This window comes from Bacillus aerius (assembly GCF_029894105.1).
GTDB classification, from domain to species: Bacteria; Bacillota; Bacilli; order Bacillales; family Bacillaceae; genus Bacillus; species Bacillus altitudinis.
Map to the genome: position 1 here is coordinate 943,084 of NZ_JARYHO010000001.1, position 20,755 is coordinate 963,838.

The window sequence follows — 20,755 nt, forward strand, 5'->3', positions numbered from 1 at the left end:
TCATATAGTAGGGATAAGTCCGATGAGGAGGGATGGTTTCCTTGAGCGTATCTGAAAAGCGTCTTTTACAACGAGCCATTGATGAAATTACAGAAATTGCAGAAGGATTTGGTCTGGATTTTTATCCGATGAGGTATGAAATCTGTCCCGCGGAGATTATTTATACATTCGGTGCATATGGCATGCCAACACGATTTAGCCACTGGAGCTTTGGAAAGCAATTTCACAAAATGAAGCTTCATTATGATTTAGGATTAAGCAAAATTTATGAGCTGGTGATTAATTCAAATCCTTGCTATGCCTTTCTCCTTGATAACAATTCGCTTGTTCAAAATAAACTAATTGTGGCTCATGTCTTGGCACACTGCGATTTCTTTAAAAACAACTGCCGTTTCCAAAACACAAAACGAGATATGGTGGAAAGTATGTCAGCGGCAGCAGAGCGAATTAAAGAATATGAACATATCCACGGTACAAAAGAAGTCGAGTCCTTTTTAGATGCTGTATTGGCATTGCAGGAGCATATTGATCCGTCGCTTGTTCGTTCAAAATTAAGCTGGAATCTCGACGATGAAGATGAATATGAAGAGGACAAACCAAAACGTCAAACGCCATATGATGATTTGTGGGGAATGGATGAACCGAAAACACGTGAGAAAAAGAAAACGATCAAGCAATTCCCCCCAAAGCCAGAAAAAGATATTTTGCTCTTTATCGAGGCACACTCCCGGGAGCTAGAGCCTTGGCAGCGGGATGTGCTGACGATGCTGAGAGAGGAAATGCTCTATTTTTGGCCACAGCTAGAAACGAAAATCATGAATGAAGGCTGGGCATCGTATTGGCACCAGCGGATTATGCGTGAACTTGATTTAGATTCAAGTGAATCGATTGAATTTGCCAAATTAAATGCAGGTGTCGTGCAGCCATCTAAGACAGGAATCAATCCTTACTATTTAGGGCTGAAGATTTTTGAAGATATTGAAGAGCGCTACGATCATCCATGCGAGGAATTAAAAAAAGCAGGAGTGACGGAAGGGTCAGGTCGTAGCAAAATGTTTGAAGTGCGAGAAATTGAATCAGACATTTCTTTTATTCGAAATTACTTAACGAAAGACCTTGTGATGAGGGAAGATTTGTACTTGTTTCAAAAGCAGGGGAGAGACTATAAAGTCATTGATAAAGAATGGAAGGCAGTCCGTGATCAGCTAGTCAGCATGAGGGTCAATGGCGGCTTTCCGTATTTGACAGTCATCGATGGCGACTATTTAAAAAACAACGAACTCTATATTAAACATTGGTATGAAGGCATTGAGCTTGATCTCAAATACTTAGAAAAGGTGCTTCCATATTTGTATCAGCTATGGGGAAGAAGTGTGCACATCGAGTCAGTTCTTGAAGGAAAAGAAGTGATGTTTTCATACGATGGAAAAGGGGTTCATAGGAAGTATCTCACTTAATGATCAAAAAAGATGTCTACGACTAGACATCTTTTTTTGTGATTAGCACTTTATTGGTTTTTCAGCAGTTTGAAAATGTGTTTCGCTTGATCTGTATTTTCCATGAGCCCTTTTAGCTGTTCGCTTGTTGGCCCATAAGCATAAAATGGTACTTCATCCCCTGTATGACCCGATGTGGTCCAGCCTGTATGAGACCTCGTATTGATGACTTTTTCGATGGCATCATCAATTTGAACAGGATCTTTTGTTTCAGCTGCCTTTTGAATAGAGGCGATTTCCTCTTTTGTGAAATCAAGGTCGATGTATTGTTTGAGCGCAGTCTCGACCGTCATACCCCCTACAATTTTATTTGCAATGAAATCAGGTGTCTTTTTTGCTGCTTTGACAGGCTGATAATCCCAGCTGCCCGAGCCGTCTGCCCCGAAGGAAAGGCCGCCAGTTGAATGATCTGCTGTCGTGATGACTAACGTATTTTTATCCTTTTTTGCGAAACGAATGGCTTCTTCAAATGCTTTTTCAAAATCTTTCATCTCACTCATCGCACTGACAATATCGTGGTCATGTCCAGCCCAGTCAATTTGACTGCCTTCAACCATGAGGAAAAATCCTTTTTTGTTTTTAGACAGCTGTTTGATGGCTGAGGATGTCATGTCTTGCAAGGAAGGGGTCGTTTTATCACGATCAATTGCTTTATCGAGACCACCGTCAGCAAAAATGCCTAACAATTTTTGCTGTTTGTTTTTTTGTAAGTCAGCTTTATTGGTTACATAACGATAGCCTGCTTTTTGAAATTCTTTCGTCAAATCACGATCTTTGCGGACAAAATCGATCAGTCCTCCGCCAAGCATGACATCGACTGTATGCTGTTTGCCAATTTTCTCATCGAAGAAATCATCAGCAATGGCTGCTGTGTTTTTTCTAGAAACATCGTGGGCGGCATACGCAGCAGGTGTCGCATTGGTTAATTCAGATGTGACGACGAGACCAGTAGACTTTCCTTTGCGTTTTGCTTCTTCTAATACTGTTTTTAGTTTTTTGCCATTTTTGTTTACACCAATGGCGTTGTTGTATGTCTTTTGACCAGTTGCCATGGCTGTCCCAGCTGCTGCTGAATCAGTAATGTTACTTTTAGAATCATCAGGGTATGTTTTATGCATGCCAGTGAGGTAAGGGTCAAACGCTGTTTGCTTGGAAAGATCACCGTTGTGTTTAAATGAGCGGTAAGTTGAAAGGTAAGGTGTTCCCATGCCATCTCCAATGAGCACGATCACATTTTGTACGTCATTTTTTGGTTTCTTTTTAGCCTCAGCTTTGTCAGCCTGTCCAAATTCAATTCCTGAAAAAATACCAATCGATAACACTGATGCGGCTGCGATTGCAGCTATTTTCGTTTTCGAGCTTTTCAACACACTCATTCATTTTGCCTCCTCATTGTTTATGTATCGCTCTCACGTTTACAATGGTAGAGCAGAAGTGTGGATTCCAAATGACAGCACCGTAAAGTTCACTTTAAAATTGTAAAGGTCCACTTTACATAGAATGAACCAAAAAGAGAAATGAATGTATGATTTATCTATGACAAGATGCATTTGTTTTGTCATGATTGTGTAATAAAAATGAAATAAAAAGAACCCTAAAAAAAATATTTTTTGCCGAATTAATAAGCATAATGTCGTAGGAAGTCAAGACTATTTCTTCTGGTATTCGATCCTTATAATAGAAAGTAGATAAAAATTCGGATCACGATAGATACATACAGGAGGAACAAATGAAAAAACAATTGATCACAGCTGCAAGTGCAGTTCTACTTGGGACGACATTATTTGCCGGAGCTGCCTCAGCACAATCAGTAAAGGTTCAAAAAGGTGACTCTCTTTCTGTTCTAGCGAAAAAATACAAAACAACCGTGAGTAAGATTAAATCAGACAATAAACTGAAATCTAACACGATTTATGTTGGACAAACCTTAAAAGTGAATGGTACTTCTTCAAAAAAGGTAACGAAAACATCAAAAACAACAACAAAAGTAAAAGCGTCTTCAACGACAGCCACTCATAAAGTTGTCAAAGGTGATACTTTATCTAAAATCGGCAAAAAATATGGAATGACAGTGAAAGAGCTGAAATCGTTAAATAAACTCAAAACAGATCTGATTAAAATTGGACAAAAGCTGAAAGTGAAAAAGACATCCAAAGTGAAACCAACACCTGTCAAAGAAAAAACAGTTGCTACTTCTTCTTTAAATACGTCTAAACTCGTAGCAGATGCGAAAGCACAAAACGGTACACCATATAAATGGGGTGGAACGACACCGAAAGGCTTTGATTGTAGCGGTTTTATGTGGTATATCATTAACAAACAAACAAAGATTTCAAGACAAACAACTGAAGGTTTTTGGGGATCAATGAAAAGCGTCTCAACACCTAAAGTTGGAGATTTTGTCTTCTTTACAACCTATAAATCTGGCCCATCTCACATGGGTGTCTACCTTGGGAACAACAAGTTTATCCACGCTGCTTCTGATGGTGTGACGATCAGCGATATGACTTCAAGCTATTGGAAGCCAATTTACCTTGGCGCAAAGACATTTGTAAACTAACATCATCTAGAGACTGCTTATAAAGCAGTCTCAAATTGTTGACAAAGGGCTAAAATGAACTTTATTTTAGCCCTTTGTCTTCTTTTTTCAGCGTGATAGAAAACCTTTGCAGTCAATGAAAGAAAATAAAAACGATATCATAAAAAAGCCCATGCTGCTTGGCATTAGCCAAGTAACACGGGCTTTTTATCTAATGAGTTTTAAAAACCTAATTGAAGATCGACATCAATGGAGACGATCGCATAGACACAAACGATGACAAAAATATTCAGAACGACGCCTAGGAAACCTGGTCCAGTGCGGCCTTTTTTAATGAACAGTTCAATCACACCGAATGGAACTGCGGCCATTGCAAAAGGAAGCATTTGAAACGAATAAAATGTCACATTGCTAATAATGGCGAGGTTCAGCATGAGCAACGATAAAATAGCGGTGCCGACCGAAATCCAGCCAAACACATTATGCTCTTTAAAGATTCTTACCAATTCCATAATTCCACCTCGCTCACTTTGGCCGTTTTAATGCGTTTTGTCTTCACAAATTTCTCTATTTCTTTAGAAGGACCTGTGACAACAGAACCGTAAACCGTGACACCATTTTGATTGATGTAGCGTATTCGGTTAGAGAGGTCAAGTTCAGGTCTGCCAGAGATCGTTTTTGCCCAGGTTGGATGCTGGTTGACATAGGCGAGGGCATCTTTGAACTGATCAACCTCTGTTTTTGATGTGTGCTGAAGCTCTTTTAAAAATTCAGAGTCTTTCCCGGGAAAACCGATTGGACGCTGATTTCCACTTAATGAATCTTCTGTTTTTATCGCATTCCAAAGCACTTTCATATCATATTTTTTAGCAAATGAATACACGTCTTTCGGTGTGTATGCTTTGTCATAGGATACATACACTTCACTCACTGTTCCTTCAGGTAGCTTGTCTAGAGTAGTGAGTGTTTGTTTTTTAGATGTATCTGCCTGAGACGAAGGGTGCGTAAAGAAATCCTCCGTATTACGTGCGCTGTCGCCATAATAAGAGATCGTAGGCTGCTTTAATTTATCGAAAAACATTTCGATTTGTTCACTGCCGATGGCTTCTGTTTTATTGCCAATTTGTTTTTGTAGCTTAAGTTCTGTGTTCATACCAAATAGTTTGACTTGCCCTTTTAAATCCTTCATATCAATGGCGACATTCGGTTTTGTTAGGGCGACTGTTACAGCGGCCGTTTCCATAAAATGATTGCCTTTACTGTCTGCTCCGCCAACGCCGTAGTATAGATAACTACCTAGTGTACAAAGCGGTAAAATAATCAGTGTAGATATGACAGCAAGCACAGAAATACGTAAATAGGACTTTCTTTTTCCGTATTGTAAAATGGCTTTTTGTTTTTCAGGACTGATGGAGAAGTCTGTCCAATCTGAGTCATTCAGTTCTTGGCTTAAGCGTTTTTCATTTTCTTCGAGCTCTTCTTCAAACGCCATCATTTCTTCTTCATTCATCTCGCCATTATTATATTGTTCCCATCGCTTATTAAACTCTTCATTCATCATTAACACCTCTGTTATATAGTGCTTTTAGGCGCTGCCTTGCACGAAATAAAACACTTTTAAAATTTGCTTCAGTAATATTCATGACCTTGGATGCTTCTTTGTAATTCAGCTCTTTTAAATAATACAATGTCAACGCTTCCTTGTAGTTATCTGGAAGCTGCTCCAAATACATGTTGAGGACTTCTTTTATTTCAATCTGTTCAGCGGGACTTTGTACAGACGTTTGTAAAAGGCCGCCAATGAGATCATCCGATATGGTCACTTCTTTTTTATGTTTCCTGACATAATCAATAAAAGCATTTCGTGCCACCTGAAATAACCAAGGTTTCACTTTGCTATGGTCGTAGGAATGAATATGTATATAAGCACGCATAAAGGTTTCCTGCAATAAGTCCTCTGCCAAATGTTTGTCTTTTGTCATGGAGAGCAGAAACCTGTAAACATCGTTCATATACATTTGATAAATTTCATCGATCGTCACTGATTTTTCTCCCCTCTATGTTATACACGCATAAGAAAGGCATAAAGTTGCACGAAACTTCTCATAGGCCGTACATTACTCATCTCTTTCGCCGAATCAAAATCATTTCTCCTTATCATAGCGAAATTTGCATCATTTATAAAGTATTTTCAATAGAACAAATCAGGAAAAAAACTCAAAAAACGACAATTTTGGACACATTTCTTCCTCTATTCTCTCCTAAAAACACATGCTTGAATACAGAAGGAGCGGTCATCTTAAGTGAAAAGATGATTTTAGTGAACCGTCTCTATTTTATCAGCAGGAGAAAATTTTTAGTACCAGGTAATAAAAAATTTGTTATAATAGAAACAAATCCTTCATTCTTCAAACAAAGGAAGTGCACTATGTATAAATTTTCAGGCTATACCGTCAAAGCATTTTTTGCTCTCCGAGGCGGAATCAAAGTATATCAAAAAGAGAATCTGCCAACAGACCGGGGGTTTGTCATTGCTTGTACGCATGAGGGTTTTGTGGATGTTCTTGCATTAGGCGCAGGAATTCTTCCGTTTGAGATCCACTACATGGCGAAAAAAGAATTGTTTGCAAATAAATGGATCGGCGGATTTTTAAAGAAGATTCATGCTTTTCCAGTTGATCGAGAGAATCCTGGGCCAAGCAGTATTAAAACGCCCATTAAATTATTAAAAGAGGGGAAAATCGTTGGGATTTTTCCAAGCGGCACACGTACAACTGAAGATGTTCCTTTAAAAAGAGGGGCCGTTACGATTGCTCAGCTCGGCAAATCACCAATCGTTCCAGCAGCGTACAAAGGACCTTCTAATGCAAAAAGCCTTTTTAAGAAGGGGAAAATGCGCTTAATCATTGGTGAACCGATTGAGCAGTCTGAATTTGATCATCTGCCGCCAAAAGAAAGATTAGGTGCGATGACAGAAGTATTAAACACAAGAATCAAAGAACTTGAAGCTAAGTTAATCGAAAAGGGATAAAGAAAACGACCACTTGCTAAGGCAAGGGTCGTTTTTTTTCTTAAGAAGCGCCTTCTTCAGCTGCTTCTAATAGTTGTTCGTTTAGTTTTTTGACTTCGATGTATGCCACATGGTGTCCATCGACTTCATTAATGATAAATTCATAGCCTTGTTCACGAATCGCGTCATTTTTCTCGACTTCATATTTTTGTGTAAGGAACCAGCCGCCGATTGTGTCGACTTCTTCGTTATCAAGTTGAATACCTAGTAGCAGGTTGACTTGATCCACAAGGACCTTTCCATCAAAGATATAGTGGTCTTCTCCCAGTTTACGCACTTCGTTGATTTCATCAATATCGAATTCATCACGAATTTCACCGACGATTTCTTCAAGGATGTCTTCAACTGTTACAAGTCCTGCTGTACCGCCATATTCATCTGATAAAATGGCCATGTGTACACGCTCACGCTGCATTTTAAGCAGTAGATCATGAACAGGAACTGTTTCAATTACATGAATAATCGGGTTTACAAAATGTTCGATCGTATCACTTGTGGAACATTCACCACTAATACATGCAGTGAGTACTTCTTTAATATTCACAACACCGATGATGTTGTCTTTATCGCCATCTTCAATTGGATAACGTGTATATTTCTCGACTTTGGTCACTTTCAGCATTTCCTCAATCGTAATATCGTGCGGGAAGCTGACAACTTCGGTACGAGGAATCATAATTTCTTTCGCCAGACGGTCATCAAATTCAAAAATTTTATTCACATATTTGAATTCAGACTGGTTAATCTCGCCGCTTTTATAGCTCTCTGATAAAATAATCCGCAATTCTTCTTCAGAGTGCGCCATGTCATGCTCAGAAACTTGCTGAAGACCGAACGCTTTTGTTAACAAACGAGCAGATCCATTTAATACCCAGATAAAAGGGAACATCACTTTGTAAAAAATCATAAGTGGTCTAGCAAATAGAAGGGACACTTGCTCAGCCTTTTGAATGGCGAGTGTTTTTGGTGCAAGCTCTCCAACCACGACGTGTAAAAACGTCATAATACTAAACGCAATAATAAAAGTGACAATATGACTGGCTGATTGAGGAATCGACAGCTCTACAAATAGTGGAGCAAGCATATGCGCAATTGTTTCTTCCCCTAACCAACCAATACCAAGGGCGGTAATGGTGATACCGAGCTGACAGGCCGACAGATACTCATCAAGGTGAGTCGTGACATGCTTGACAGCAACTGCTGTTTTATTACCTTCTGCGATTAACTGATCAATTCTTGAGCTTCTTAAGCGAATGATCGCAAACTCTGATGCAACGAAAAATGCGGTTAAAGCTATAAGCAAAGCAACTATAAGTAAATTAACTATGTCCAATTAAGGCCTTCGTTCTGACTTTGAGAACGAAGGTAACACCTCCTGTTTAGTAAAAATTTTAACTTAACAGCAGTAAAAATGATTGGACAGCCGTCATTTTTTCAGGAGTAAGCTGCTCTTTTAGTTTTTCACGTTGTTCTGGCTGAAGCTGCTTACAACGTGCCAAAATGCGGTCCATATGCTCATTCATCCGATCGATATCAGAGGTTAAATGGACAAGTTCGTCATGTTCTTCCTTTTGAGAAGGGAATTGTTCATCTAATCTGGATTTGATGTCAGAAAGAGCCAATCTCTGCTGTTTGCAAAGAACGATTAATTGTAATCGTTTTAAAGCATGTTCATCGTAATAACGATAATTAGAACAAGATCTAACAGGCGCAAGCAACCCTAGATTCGTATAATAATCTACAGTTCGTTTCGTCACCTGTGCAATCTGTGCTAGTTCACCAATACGATACTTTTTCTCAGCCCCATCTGAACATCTCCTCCTAACCGTCACGTTATAGTTTATGAAAATAGTTTAATATAATTCGAGTCTGAAATACAAGATAATTGTTCAGATTTCCTGCCAATATGAAGAAACAAAGGGCATTTCCATCAATTTAGGTTGTCATCTCTAAAATACTGTAGCGATACAGGAATTTTCAGATTATTTATGGTAAGATAAAATGAATACCGTTTCATATATATGTAGAGAGACGGATTTTACGTGAACCGGAGGTGGTTAAGTGGGGCCCTCAAAGTAGTCTTATTTAATCAGTTAACCGTTTTGCAAAAGACAACATCATCAATCAGGAGGTGACTCCTTGTTCTTCTAAGAAAGAGCAAGGTTAAATGGACGATATTGTTAATCTGAGTATAGTCGGAGTTTTGATTGCTTTAACAGCTTTCTTTGTTGCATCTGAATTTGCCATTGTAAAGGTGAGAAGTTCAAGAATTAATCAGCTTGTTGCCGAAGGGTCCAAAAAGGCTATCATGGCGAAAAAGGTGACATCAAGGCTAGATGAATATTTGTCAGCCTGCCAGCTTGGTATTACAGTGACATCCCTTGGTTTAGGGTGGATCGGTAAACCGGCAGTAAAAGAACTTTTAGTTCGAGGTTTTGGTTTGACAAACATTCCTGATTCAGCAATCAGCCTGATCTCAGCAACACTTGCGTTCTCTATTATTACCTTTTTGCATGTAGTTGTTGGCGAGCTTGCACCAAAAACACTTGCCATACAAAAGGCAGAAAAAATGACGCTTTGGCTGTCAGGACCGCTGCATGCATTTTATATCCTTATGTACCCTTTCATTTATGTGTTGAACGGGTCAGCCCGTGTACTAACGAAAATGATGGGTATCGATATGGGGTCTGAAAAAGAACATTCCCATTCCGAAGAGGAATTAAAGATTTTATTATCTGAAAGCTTAAAAAATGGGGAAATCAACTCATCAGAGTATAATTATATGAACAAGATATTCGATTTTGATAATCGAATCGCAAGAGAAATTATGATACCGCGAAGAGAAATTTGTGCGATTCCAGAAGATATGCCGTTAGACGAAATACTGGCGATCATGACAAAGGAAAAGTACACACGCTTCCCCGTGTTTTCAGGGGATAAAGACCATGTCATTGGCATGCTCAACAAAAAGCAGCTCTTTGCAGATATTGTGTATCTAGGAGAAAAAGATCAACTGAAGCTTCAAGATTATATTTATCCAGTGATTGAAGTGATTGACACGATTCCAATTCAAGAGCTTCTCGTCAAGATGCAGCGCGATCGAATGCATATGGCGATTTTAACGGATGAATATGGCGGGACATCTGGACTTGTTACAACGGAGGATATTTTAGAAGAGATTGTTGGAGACATTCGAGATGAATTCGATGAAGATGAGCAGCCGGTCATTCAAAAGAGAGCGGAGCATCATTATATATTAGATGGAAAAGTGAGATTAGAGGAAGTTCAAGATTTGATCGAAATGTCATATCATGATGAAGAAATTGATACGATAGGCGGGCTAATCTTAAATGAGAACATTGATATCCGAGAAGGACAATCCATTTATCTTGATGATATTCGGATGAAGGTCTTGGAGATGGATGGACGCTATGTGAAAAAGATCGACCTGAAAAAAGGCGTCACATCATCAGAAAAAGAAAATACACGCACAGGGCTTGATATAAAAGAGCCGCTGTTAGTAAATGAAATGACCTTGAGCGAAAAATAAGCTCAAGGTTTTTTTAGGTATTTAGCCTCTTTTTTGAGAATATATGTTCGTATATAATAAGGACAAATGTTCGTAAAAGGGGGATGGACATGCTCTGGTATGAAACAGCAAGTATCGCGGAGAAAAAAACCTCAATGAAACGTATTGAGTTTCATTTAAAAAATTTCAAGAACTATCAAGCAGCCATTTTAAATATTGAAAGACAGCTTGAAAAGCGAAGTTCTCTCCAACATCATCATATGGCACGTCAAAAATTAGAAGAGCAGAAAAGTCAGTATGAACTGATTGTTGCTTGTATTGAAACGGCTTTAAAAGAATTGGATGAAATAGAGCAGCAGCTCATTGATTATAAGTATTTTCGAGATTGGCGCATGGCAAAATGTGCAATCGAAATCGGCTATAGTGAGAAGACACTATTTTTAATGAAGCGCCAGCTGATGGATCAACTGCTCATCAGCCTAGCTGCCATCACAGATATTTAAAACAGAAGTTGTCCTATTTGATAAAACGCCGCAAAAAGGCATAAAGAGCCGATGATTGTCACAAGTAAATAGGCAGCAAGCTTTCCTATTTGACGCTGCATCAGCATCGTCGCAGATTCTACACTAAACGTAGAGAATGTGGTAAAGCCGCCAAAAAAACCAGTTCCTATGATCACTAGCAGTGGATGATTGGACGTTACAGCGCCTGTGAGAAAACCTAAACCGGCTGCACCTAATAAATTAATGAAAATAATACTGTACGGGAAAAGGGCATGGGATGGAGTTTTCTGGATTGTTTGGCTGATGAAGAAACGACATGCACTACCGATCCCTCCAGCTACAGCTGTACAAAAAACAATCATTTATCTGCTTCCTTTCTGCTGCTTATTTTGATGAAAGAGCCGTTCAGCAAGGATCAGGCCTGCTAAAGCAGCGGCTACTCCAGCAATGACTGAGAGCAGGATGTACATCATACTTAAATTGAACTGCCCTGCCTGTAACAGAAGAACTGTCTCTTTAGAAAAGGTGGACATGGTCGTAAACCCGCCGCAAAACCCTGTTCCAATCAAAGCTGCAAGATATTTTTTTCCTTTCTGAAATAGAAAGTATCCTGTCGCAAAACCAAGAAGCAGGCTGCCGGAAATGTTTTCAATCATCGTTGCATAGGGGAATGTCTGGCTGATGACAGTTTGGCTTAGTTCATATCTGCAAAGTGTACCAATCAATCCACCGATAAAAACGGCGAAATAAGTTTTCATCTGCATCATTTCTCCTTTTGAAAAAATAGCGGGTTATCGGTTACCACACCATCAATTGGATATTTTTTGATTCGATCCGCTGTTTTTTGATCTTTTACAGTCCATATAAACACATCCATCTCGAATGTGTGGATGCGGTCTATCCACCATCTATTGATCATCGTTTTCTTCATATTAAGACAATTTGCAAACGAGCTGTATGTCGTTAACTTTCGTTTCGTTAGTTTAAATGCATCAGGCTTGATAATCAAAGCTGTGCGAAGAGAAGGGGCGAATGCTTTGATTCTTTGTAGTGCATGAACATCAAAAGATTGAATGATGATATGACGAGAATAGGCAAACCGATTGATGATGCGGGCAACTGCCTTTTCGATTCCTATCTGCCGTTTTGGGTGTTTGATCTCGATCAATATCCCAATCCGCTGACTGTATCTTTCAAGAATTTCTTGTAATGTTGGAATTCGTTCATTCGTATACTGTTGGTCAAACCAGCTTCCTGCGTCCAGTTTTTTCAACTGATCAAGTGTATAGCTTTTGACTAAGCCGTTTCCGTTCGTCGTTCGCTCAACGGTATCATCATGGATGACGACGACGTGCTGATCCATTGTCATTTGTACGTCTAATTCAATATAATCTGCTCCTTGCTCGACAGCTACATCAAACGCAGCGATTGTATTTTCTGGGGCTGCGCTTGATGACCCTCTATGTGCGATAATATACACTTGCTCCAGCTCCCTGACATAAGTTCTGGTCTTATCATATCAAATGCTTTGGTGGTTTTCCTTCTTTACTATATGGAGAAGAAGAGCGCCGTATTATCATGGAACCTCATGTACCGAAAAAGCTTGATGTATCATTTTGAAAAATTTACAGGAATAGAGCAAGCTTTGATTGAGTAAACCTGAATTACATCAATTTTTCTTCGATCAATTTTGTCCAAATCGTCAGCGTTCGTCAAAATATTAGTGCTTTCGTCATGTTGACTGAAAATTCTGATGTTTTATAATGATGAAAAGGAGGCGAGATGATTGGGTAAAGGGAGAATTAGAGTGGAAGAACGTATTAAGGCCGAAACGGATGCTGAAATGTTTAAAGCGACTCTCCTTGATCAGGCTCAGAAGAAAAAGTAGTTTGCTGCCCGTCGATATGTCTCAAGCCAAAATTTCATAATTGAACATCATGCCTCGGGATAGGTCCCGAGGCTTTTTATATAGAGGTCAGACATTTAAGAGAGGACATAAACGAAGGTTATATTATAAACTAGAGAGGATTGTTTTAAAGGAGAGAGACAGAGATGTTTACACAAAAATGGATGGATACATATTTTACAGTCGATATTGCGATCCAAATAGGCATTAGCCTTTGTATTTTATTGCTTTTTTTATTACTTCGAAAAGTATTTACGAAATACTTGTTTCACCTGCTCTTTAAGCTGACAAACAGGTCTAAAACCGAAGTCATTAATCAAATTGTCGTGGCGTTTGAAAAACCTGCGAGACTGTTTTTTGTGGCACTAGGTTTATATTTTGCGTTAAGACAAGCCCCATACTTTGAGCACCATATGGATGTCATTGTCAAATTGTATAGATCCTCTATTATTTTGATGCTGACGTGGGGACTTTGTAATCTAACCGCAGCTTCTTCCTTCTTATTTCAAAAAGTGAATTCAAAATTTGAATTAGAGATGGATGATATTTTAGCGCCATTTTTATCAAAGGTTCTTCGTTTTATTATTATTGCACTGAGTATTAGCGTCATTGCACAAGAGTTTAATTATGATGTGAACGGACTTGTGGCAGGGCTTGGTCTAGGTGGTCTTGCTTTTGCGCTCGCTGCGCAGGATACAGTGGCGAACTTTTTTGGAGGAATTGTGATTATTACAGAGAAGCCTTTTACAATGGGCGATTTTGTAGAGACTCCAAGTGTACTTGGGACTGTAGAGGACATTACCTTCCGAAGCACAAAATTTAGAACACCTGCTGAAGCGGTGGTGACCGTGCCAAATTCGACCCTTTCAAAGGAGCCGATCACAAATTGGACGAGAATGAATAAACGTCAAATTACGTTCTCCGTTCGCGTATCTTACAATACACCGAAAGAAAACATTGATAAGTGCATCAAACGTCTGAAACAAATGCTTTATGAGCATGATGGGGTTCATAAGGAAACGATTATGGTGAATCTCGATGTGCTGGCAGACAGCTATTTAAACTTATTCTTCAACTTTTATACAAACACAACGGCTTGGTCTGAAAACCTGGATATTAAGCAGGATATTAACTATCGCATTATTGATATCTTCCATGAAGAAGGGGTAGAATTTGCTTTCCCTGGACAGACCATTTATATGAAACAAAAAGGTGAGAAACAGCTCGGTGAATAAAGGAGGAATGGTGGTTGGATCAAACAAAAGTGGCAGCGCTAAGAGAGAGATTATCGAAGGCCTCACATATTACAGTCCTTTCAGGTGCTGGGATGAGCACAGAATCGGGAATTCCCGATTTTAGATCAACGGATGGACTATGGACAGAAGATACTTCTCGCATGGAGGCAATGAGCCGGTCCTACTTTTTATCACATCCTCATCAATTTTGGCCGAAATTCAAAGAATTGTTTCAAATGAAGATGAGTGGAGAGTACGAGCCAAACGCTGGACATGCTTTTTTAGCCAATTTAGAAAAGCAAGGAAAACGCGTGGATATTTTCACGCAAAATATCGATGGTCTGCATAAAAAAGCGGGAAGCCAGCATGTGTATGAACTGCATGGTTCCATTCAAACAGCTACATGTCCATCATGCGGGTCAACATACGAACTGCCTTATTTATTACAAGAAGAGGTACCGGTTTGTGAGCGGATCTCATCAGACGGCCGTACATGTGGACGAGTACTTAAAACAGATGTTGTCCTTTTTGGGGACATGGTGAAGCACTTTGATCAAGTGGAGAAATCACTCCAGCAAACGGACATGCTACTCGTCATGGGAACTTCCTTAGAAGTGGCACCAGCCCGATATATTCCAGAAGATGCTGCTCATCATCCTTCCATCTTTAAGGTCATGATGAATTTAAGTGAAACGGAATTCGATCCGCTGTTTGATCTTGTCTTTCACGAACGAATTGGCGAGCTTGTGAATGCTTTATAAATCATAAAAAACCCGCATCCAATAGGTGCGGGTTTGCTTTATTGTTGTAGTGGCTTCATTGTTTCATCAAGGACTTCAAACGTGTAGCCCTTCGCCTTTAATTGTGTGATCAGACTGTTTAAGTATTTTGCGGTCGCTGGCTGATCATGCATTAAGATGATTTTTGGCTCTTTCGGGTACTTGGTTTCAAGCACTTGCAGCTGATTTAATACTTCTGGTACATATTTTGAGCTTTTATATTTCCAGTCAAGACTGTCAATGGTCCAGTCCCAGTATACAAAGCCTTTTTGTTTTAAACGTGTTTTTTGCTGGTCTGTTAAGTTTGGAGAACTGCCATAAGGTGTTCTCACAAGATGTGTATATTCACCAGTAACAGAAGCCAATATACGTTGATCTTCTTTCATCTCATTTACAGGAGAATCACTTTTTTGATAAAAGCGTTTCACATCATGCGTGATGCCATGAAGTCCTAATTGATGACCTTCTTGATGAAGTCTTTTCACAGCTGCTGGGTGTTCTTTGATTTGCGGTCCGAGCATAAAAAATGTGGCCTTCACTTGCTGTGACTTTAGCACATCTAACAGCTGATTTGATGTAGCAGAAGGGCCATCATCAAAGGTTAAAAAGATCGTTTGATCCGTTACATGTTTGTTTGGATTGATCTTAAAATGTGCATCTAATGTTTTTGGCGAATCATCTTTTGGTTTCAGACTTGTACTTGTGTCTCGAAATGGACTGCTCGCAGACACTTCATTCGGTTGATCTGCTGCCTGCATATTGGTTTTAGACATATCCCAAATGAAAAAAAGGATCAATGTCAGAATGACTAGACCAATCGCCTTTGAGAGCAACATCGTGTTTGAAGGTGTCTGTTTTTTCGTAACCCGTTGCATTACAATCGCTCCAATAAATCAGTAGTTTGTGTCGAATCATGTAGTGGATTCTGTCTTTTTTCGCTGTTTTTTGTCGTGCTCATATGGAGTAAGTATACAGGAAAAAAGAGCCTATGAATATAGAAGATGCTAAAAAATTGGAATCTTTTTGGTTATGAATCTATATTTGTTACAATAGAAGGTTATCCAGTCAAATGGATATGAAATAATTCTGAATAATCATTGAAACGTTTACATTTATCCGCTAAGATAGCATCAGATTCAACCATTAAGCAAAGCGAAGGGGAGATTCCATATGAAAGTATTGTACAATGGGGATTTTATTGAAAAAAAAGATGCACATGTTGATATTGAAGACAGAGGCTATCAATTTGGCGACGGAGTCTATGAGGTCATCCGCGTATATAATGGGACTTTGTTTACATTAAAAGAGCATACTGAGCGTCTATTCAAGAGTGCAAAGGAAATCGGCATTCATCTGCAAGGTACAGTATCCGATATGGAAGAGAATTTGAAGAAGCTAGTCGCAGATAATCAAGTGATTGATGGCGGCGTGTATATTCAAGTCACGCGAGGCGTCGCACCTCGTAAACATCAATATGGTGCACTTACCCCTCAGATTACGGCATATACATTTCAAGTGAAAAAGCCTATTCAAGAGCAGACAGCTGGTGTGAAAGCACTATTGTCTGAAGATCTTCGCTGGTTAAGGTGTGATATTAAAAGCTTAAACCTTTTATATAACGTCATGGAAAAGCAGAAAGCGTCTGAAGCTGGTGCGTTTGAAGCGATTTTAATAAGAGACGGCTTTGTGACAGAGGGGACGTCCTCGAATGTATATGCCGTCATTGACGGTGTCATTCGTACACACCCAGCAAATCACCTGATTTTAAACGGCATTACACGTAGAAAGCTGCTAGAGGTTTGTCAGGAAGAAGGATGTCGTGTGGAAGAAACCCGCATGAGTAAAGACGAACTTTTGCATGCACAGGAAATTTTCATCAGTTCAACGACAGCTGAAGTGATTCCAATTGTAGAGATAGATGGTCAGCCAGTTGGGGAAGGTGTTCCAGGAGAGATCACGAAGCGTGTACAGGAAGGGTTCCAGAAGAAAATTAAGCATGAAAGCGAAGCATCTATTTCTTCGTAAAAGGAAAAAGGCTGTAAACCAATGTTTACAGCCTCAGATTGTAGAGAAACTCATGTTTTTCTACAATCTTTTTTATTTTCATCGTAATGATGATGGATGAGATTGAATGAAAAAGGCCTCCCACACACCTAACCTAGCTTCGCTAGATGTGTGGCAATCTTCTTCATGTTCTGACAGGCAGCTGTGAGAAGAACTTGCTCACTCACATTTTGTTTTCCCCTCAACCGGCAGTAGCGAAGCCCGTGCAGTTGTTTTGAATCTGCAAAGCTTCGCTCTATTTTTTCTTTTCTTTTTTTATATAGCTCTTTTCCAGAGACAGATAGACGATTTTGTCTGATCTTTTCTTTATGTTCTTCCCATATGTGTCTTGAGATGACTTTTTGATGATTTTTCGACCTTGTGCATCTTTCAAGGAAAGAACACGATGCACATTTTTTAGGATCTGATTTGTAGAATCGATAACCCTTTCGATCAGTTGTTGTATATAATAGCTTCTCACCATTTGGGCATATGTAATGATCATGTTCAGAGTCATACTTGAATTTCCACTTCTCAAATAAACCTCTTGTTGGATGAAAGCGTCTATGTGCGATGACACCAAAAATACGGCGATCTGATAAACCTTTACAGATTGGGGTCGTCAAATAACCAGAATCAAGGGCAACAGCTTCTACTTGAAAACCAAATCGTGCGATTTGGTGATCCAACCGATCAAGATACGGAACAGAATCATGGACATTACCGGGCGTGATGTGGGCATCCGTGATGATATTGTACTTCATATCCGTTGTACGGTGGTCTAGGTAGAAAAAGCCTTCCGGTTTGTTTTCACGATAAAGATAGCCACTTTCAGGATCAGTCGTACTTTGACGAATGTCTTTTTCCGTTTTCACCTCCTCTTTTACCTTTAAGGGCTTTTTTCCGTGTGCCACCCGATCTTCTTGGATCGCTTCTTCTAAATCATTTATATAGTTCTGGGTATCTTGTTCAATCGTTTTTCTCATATATTTATGTTTATTGGCATTGGCTTTAAGATGAGTTGAATCAGTAAAAAGAACGCGGCCTCCTACCATATCATGATTGATAGCTTGAAGCACAATCTCGTCGAAAATGTCTTGAAAAATCGTTGTATCTTTGAATCGAGTACGACGATTCCAGCTAATGGTCGAGTGATGAGGAACGGGGTCATTGATGTTCAAACCTAAAAACCATCTATACGCCATGTTATAGTAAATTTCTTTTTCAAGTTGTCTTTCAGAACGGATACCGTACAGGTATCCGATAAACATCATTTTGAACAAAATAAGTGGATCAAGAGAAGGACGACCTTTATTCTCGCTATAATACGGTCTTACTTTATCTACGATAAATGAAAAATCAATGTACTGATCAATTTTACGAAGCAGGTGATCCTCTTCGACCAGTTGATCTAGCAATACAAATTCAGCTTCGTGCTGAGAAGAATTTCTAGTGTGGAACATGAGAAAAACACCTTCCTTTAGTGGGCTTTTCTCTATTATAAAATGAGGAGATGTAAATTTTAAGGAAAAAAATAAAGCTGTCGAGATTTTCTCGACAGCCTGAGGCTGTAAACCAATGTTTACAGCCTTTTCAGACCGTAGACAAACCCCACCTTTACTTCAAGTAAAAGTGGGGTTTTCACTTATTTTGATAAAATTGATCAGTCGCTTTACGCTGGACATGGCTCTTTCCATGTCCAGTTTGCTAATTTCTTAAGATTCATGGCAGCGAAAGTAAGCATCGCCTGCATCGAAACTTTTTTCAATCCTCGAAGTTTCGTCCATCGCATTCCATGCTTTTCTTTTGCATCCGCAAAAACGCGTTCAATCGTTTCTTTCCGTTTTGCATAGATGTTCTTATTCATTTCAGTGAGTCTCAGATGGTCTGCTTCGTCTAGGTAGTCCTGCCAAATATGTCGGTGAATCTGTTTGGTGTGATTTTGACTTTGTGTACAGTTATCTAGAAACGAGCAGGATTTACATACCTCTGAATCGGACGCATATTGCTTATATCCCTCTCTAGTCGTTGTACGATAAGAAAGAATTTGCCCGTTTGGGCAAATGTAACAATCAACATGTGCGTCATATACGTATTCATTCTTTTTCAAGTAACCAGCTTTTGTTTTCGGGCGAGTGTAAGGCATGACAGGTCTTATCTCTTGATCCATTAAAAACTTGGCGATATAAGGTGTTTTATATCCAGCATCCACTGCGACTACATTGGGTTTTCCGACTTTCTTTGTCACCTTTGATACGAGTGAATCTAACATACGACTATCATGAACATTTCCACCAGTGACCAGTGTTCCTAAAATAAATCCTTTTGAATCACAAGCCGTATGAAATGAATAAGCAAATAACTTTTCACGTTCATCCTTTACATAGTAGCCACTCTCTGGGTCAGTTGTACTGACCTTGATTTCTTTTTTCTCTTCTTTATTCTGTAGGGGTAACGGCTTTTTTCCATGTTCCTCACGATCAACATTGATCTCCTCATGAAGCTGATTTTGATAACTTCTCGTTTCTACTCGAACAATTTTCTTTTCAAGTTTTTTCTTATTGGCGTTCGCTTTTACATGAGTTGAGTCAATGAAAGCGATAGATGGATCAACGAGACCTTTTTTCATCGCTTCTCTTAAGATTCGATAAAAAATTTGTTCGAATAAATCTGTATCATGAAAGCGTCTCACGTAGTTCTTACCGAAGGTAGAAAAGTGCGGAATTTTCTCTGAAAACCCATACCCAATAAACCAACGATAAGCAACATTGGTTTCAATTTCTTTAATGGTTTGACGCATAGAACGAATGCCAAATAGATATTGGATCAAAACCATTTTAATAAGAACAACGGGATCCACACTTGGTCTACCGTTATCAGAACTATAATGATCTTTGACAAGATCATAAACAAAATCAAAATCGATCGCTTGATCAATTTTTCGTACAAGATGATCTTCAGGCACTAATTCATCTAAGGCCACGACTTCTAATTGATTTCTTCTTTCTTCTTCACGTTTCGATAACATGTTCATCCCCCACAGAAATGTGTTATTGCCCTTATTATACAAAAAAGCGTGTAGACTTTGTCTACACGCTGAAAAGGCTGTAAACCAATGTTTACAGCCTTTTGTGATGACATTTATTTCACGATCAGTACAGGTATATCTGATTTGGACGATAACTTTTCACTCACACTGCCAAAGAGCATTTTTTTCAATCTGCTTTGGTCACGTGCTCCCATGACGATGAGGTCTGCTGAAATCTTTTCAGCGTATTCGATAATCGCTTCTGCAGGCTCCCCTTCAACAATTTCAATCGCAGCTTCAAACTGCTCTTCATTTAACAGCATTCTTGCTTCTGCAACGACCTCTTCTGTATGATCTTCAAAAATCAAGGGACTTTGCTGTTCATCATGAGGTACGTACACAGGGGGTGTTTGAAGGTCTGCCATGCCGCCTCCGATATAAGCGCCGCCAGTCATTGGGCGAGGTGCATCAAACACCTGTCTGCTGGATTTCCCATCATGAGCGTAGGCAACGGTCAGCTTGGCATTCAACGTTTTGGCTAAAGCGATTGCCTTCTTTAATGCTTTCTTACTGTCTTCATGTCCATCAAACGCAACGACCATCCGATCAGCTTGAAACAATGTCCTC

22 protein-coding genes are annotated in these 20,755 nt (G+C 39.3%); 9 read left to right on the plus strand and 13 right to left on the minus strand.

The window, feature by feature from the left end; genetic code table 11:
- The first annotated feature begins 32 nt into the window (after nucleotides 1-32).
- Nucleotides 33-1,457 (plus strand): SpoVR family protein, encoded by a 1,425-nt coding sequence (locus M2353_RS04820; protein WP_007497093.1) that lies wholly within the window; start codon nucleotides 33-35, stop codon nucleotides 1,455-1,457.
- 50 nt (nucleotides 1,458-1,507) lie between these two features.
- Here M2353_RS04820 and M2353_RS04825 read toward each other — a convergent pair whose 3' ends face one another.
- The gene (locus M2353_RS04825) at nucleotides 1,508-2,872 is read right to left on the minus strand and encodes an alkaline phosphatase (protein WP_041507529.1); all 1,365 of its coding nucleotides are present in this window, start codon (nucleotides 2,870-2,872) and stop codon (nucleotides 1,508-1,510) included.
- A gap of 353 nt (nucleotides 2,873-3,225) precedes the next feature.
- Between M2353_RS04825 and M2353_RS04830 the strand changes: the two genes are divergently transcribed.
- Complete coding sequence (locus M2353_RS04830) at nucleotides 3,226-4,056, plus strand: C40 family peptidase (protein WP_007497097.1); 831 nt, start codon at nucleotides 3,226-3,228, stop codon at nucleotides 4,054-4,056.
- Nucleotides 4,057-4,256: 200 nt separating this feature from the next.
- Here the strand turns inward: M2353_RS04830 and M2353_RS04835 are convergent, their stop codons facing one another.
- Genes M2353_RS04835 through M2353_RS04845 form a run of 3 tightly spaced genes read right to left on the minus strand, consistent with a single transcriptional unit; the run spans nucleotide 4,257 to nucleotide 6,077 of the window.
- Nucleotides 4,257-4,547, minus strand: coding sequence for a hypothetical protein (locus tag M2353_RS04835; protein ID WP_008348984.1), 291 nt, complete (start codon nucleotides 4,545-4,547; stop codon nucleotides 4,257-4,259).
- Nucleotides 4,535-5,593, minus strand: coding sequence for an anti-sigma factor (locus tag M2353_RS04840; protein ID WP_047946623.1), 1,059 nt, complete (start codon nucleotides 5,591-5,593; stop codon nucleotides 4,535-4,537). The genes M2353_RS04835 and M2353_RS04840 overlap by 13 nt, the downstream gene beginning before the upstream one ends.
- Complete coding sequence (locus M2353_RS04845; protein WP_008348979.1) at nucleotides 5,586-6,077, minus strand: sigma-70 family RNA polymerase sigma factor; 492 nt, start codon at nucleotides 6,075-6,077, stop codon at nucleotides 5,586-5,588. The genes M2353_RS04840 and M2353_RS04845 overlap by 8 nt, the downstream gene beginning before the upstream one ends.
- Nucleotides 6,078-6,463: 386 nt before the next feature.
- On the opposite strand from M2353_RS04845, the gene M2353_RS04850 reads away from it, so the two are divergent.
- Nucleotides 6,464-7,066 carry a lysophospholipid acyltransferase family protein gene (locus M2353_RS04850; RefSeq protein ID WP_045034841.1) on the plus strand — a complete coding sequence of 201 codons (603 nt, stop codon included), beginning with the start codon at nucleotides 6,464-6,466 and terminating at the stop codon, nucleotides 7,064-7,066.
- Between the two features lie 40 nt (nucleotides 7,067-7,106).
- On the opposite strand, the gene M2353_RS04855 is transcribed toward M2353_RS04850, so the two are convergent.
- Both M2353_RS04855 and M2353_RS04860 read right to left on the minus strand, forming a co-directional pair.
- Nucleotides 7,107-8,438 (minus strand): hemolysin family protein, encoded by a 1,332-nt coding sequence (locus M2353_RS04855; RefSeq protein ID WP_007497105.1) that lies wholly within the window; start codon nucleotides 8,436-8,438, stop codon nucleotides 7,107-7,109.
- Nucleotides 8,439-8,496: 58 nt separating this feature from the next.
- Nucleotides 8,497-8,937, minus strand: coding sequence for a MerR family transcriptional regulator (locus M2353_RS04860; RefSeq protein ID WP_076821966.1), 441 nt, complete (start codon nucleotides 8,935-8,937; stop codon nucleotides 8,497-8,499).
- A 335-nt stretch (nucleotides 8,938-9,272) separates the two neighbouring features.
- Between M2353_RS04860 and M2353_RS04865 the strand changes: the two genes are divergently transcribed.
- Together M2353_RS04865 and M2353_RS04870 are read left to right on the plus strand one after the other, a co-directional pair.
- Complete coding sequence (locus M2353_RS04865) at nucleotides 9,273-10,655, plus strand: hemolysin family protein (RefSeq protein WP_025207018.1); 1,383 nt, start codon at nucleotides 9,273-9,275, stop codon at nucleotides 10,653-10,655.
- Nucleotides 10,656-10,744: 89 nt separating this feature from the next.
- A complete protein-coding gene (locus M2353_RS04870) occupies nucleotides 10,745-11,137 on the plus strand; it encodes a hypothetical protein (protein ID WP_024719967.1) in 393 nt (130 codons plus the stop codon).
- Here M2353_RS04870 and M2353_RS04875 read toward each other — a convergent pair.
- Genes M2353_RS04875 through M2353_RS04885 form a run of 3 tightly spaced genes read right to left on the minus strand, consistent with a single transcriptional unit; the run spans nucleotide 11,134 to nucleotide 12,617 of the window.
- The gene (locus M2353_RS04875) at nucleotides 11,134-11,499 is read right to left on the minus strand and encodes a CrcB family protein (protein ID WP_007497111.1); all 366 of its coding nucleotides are present in this window, start codon (nucleotides 11,497-11,499) and stop codon (nucleotides 11,134-11,136) included. The two genes, M2353_RS04870 and M2353_RS04875, sit on opposite strands and share 4 nt — an antisense overlap.
- Nucleotides 11,500-11,901: a fluoride efflux transporter CrcB gene (gene crcB, locus M2353_RS04880; RefSeq protein WP_034647784.1), complete on the minus strand. Its 402-nt coding sequence runs from the start codon at nucleotides 11,899-11,901 to the stop codon at nucleotides 11,500-11,502.
- Nucleotides 11,901-12,617 carry a glycerophosphodiester phosphodiesterase gene (locus M2353_RS04885; RefSeq protein ID WP_100325438.1) on the minus strand — a complete coding sequence of 239 codons (717 nt, stop codon included), beginning with the start codon at nucleotides 12,615-12,617 and terminating at the stop codon, nucleotides 11,901-11,903. The genes crcB and M2353_RS04885 overlap by 1 nt, the downstream gene beginning before the upstream one ends.
- Nucleotides 12,618-12,923: 306 nt before the next feature.
- On the opposite strand from M2353_RS04885, the gene M2353_RS04890 reads away from it, so the two are divergent.
- The 3 genes from M2353_RS04890 to M2353_RS04900 all read left to right on the plus strand — a co-directional run bounded on the left by M2353_RS04890 (nucleotide 12,924) and on the right by M2353_RS04900 (nucleotide 15,039).
- Nucleotides 12,924-13,025: a YhdX family protein gene (locus M2353_RS04890; protein WP_017360338.1), complete on the plus strand. Its 102-nt coding sequence runs from the start codon at nucleotides 12,924-12,926 to the stop codon at nucleotides 13,023-13,025.
- A gap of 164 nt (nucleotides 13,026-13,189) precedes the next feature.
- Nucleotides 13,190-14,278, plus strand: a complete 1,089-nt coding sequence (locus M2353_RS04895) for a mechanosensitive ion channel family protein (RefSeq protein WP_007497114.1) — start codon at nucleotides 13,190-13,192, stop codon at nucleotides 14,276-14,278.
- Nucleotides 14,279-14,307: 29 nt separating this feature from the next.
- Nucleotides 14,308-15,039: an NAD-dependent protein deacylase gene (locus M2353_RS04900; protein ID WP_425332883.1), complete on the plus strand. Its 732-nt coding sequence runs from the start codon at nucleotides 14,308-14,310 to the stop codon at nucleotides 15,037-15,039.
- A 38-nt stretch (nucleotides 15,040-15,077) separates the two neighbouring features.
- On the opposite strand, the gene M2353_RS04905 is transcribed toward M2353_RS04900, so the two are convergent.
- Nucleotides 15,078-15,932 carry a polysaccharide deacetylase family protein gene (locus tag M2353_RS04905; RefSeq protein WP_039169286.1) on the minus strand — a complete coding sequence of 285 codons (855 nt, stop codon included), beginning with the start codon at nucleotides 15,930-15,932 and terminating at the stop codon, nucleotides 15,078-15,080.
- Between the two features lie 295 nt (nucleotides 15,933-16,227).
- On the opposite strand from M2353_RS04905, the gene dat reads away from it, so the two are divergent.
- Nucleotides 16,228-17,082 carry a D-amino-acid transaminase gene (gene dat / locus M2353_RS04910; RefSeq protein WP_212360696.1) on the plus strand — a complete coding sequence of 285 codons (855 nt, stop codon included), beginning with the start codon at nucleotides 16,228-16,230 and terminating at the stop codon, nucleotides 17,080-17,082.
- Nucleotides 17,083-17,210: 128 nt separating this feature from the next.
- On the opposite strand, the gene M2353_RS04915 is transcribed toward dat, so the two are convergent.
- From M2353_RS04915 to M2353_RS04925, 3 genes are all read right to left on the minus strand, one after another.
- A complete protein-coding gene (locus M2353_RS04915) occupies nucleotides 17,211-18,563 on the minus strand; it encodes an IS1182 family transposase (RefSeq protein ID WP_096880954.1) in 1,353 nt (450 codons plus the stop codon).
- Between the two features lie 209 nt (nucleotides 18,564-18,772).
- Complete coding sequence (locus tag M2353_RS04920) at nucleotides 18,773-20,128, minus strand: IS1182 family transposase (RefSeq protein ID WP_047947312.1); 1,356 nt, start codon at nucleotides 20,126-20,128, stop codon at nucleotides 18,773-18,775.
- Nucleotides 20,129-20,241: 113 nt separating this feature from the next.
- Nucleotides 20,242-20,748 carry a universal stress protein gene (locus tag M2353_RS04925; RefSeq protein WP_017360333.1) on the minus strand — a complete coding sequence of 169 codons (507 nt, stop codon included), beginning with the start codon at nucleotides 20,746-20,748 and terminating at the stop codon, nucleotides 20,242-20,244.
- Nucleotides 20,749-20,755 lie beyond the last annotated feature (7 nt).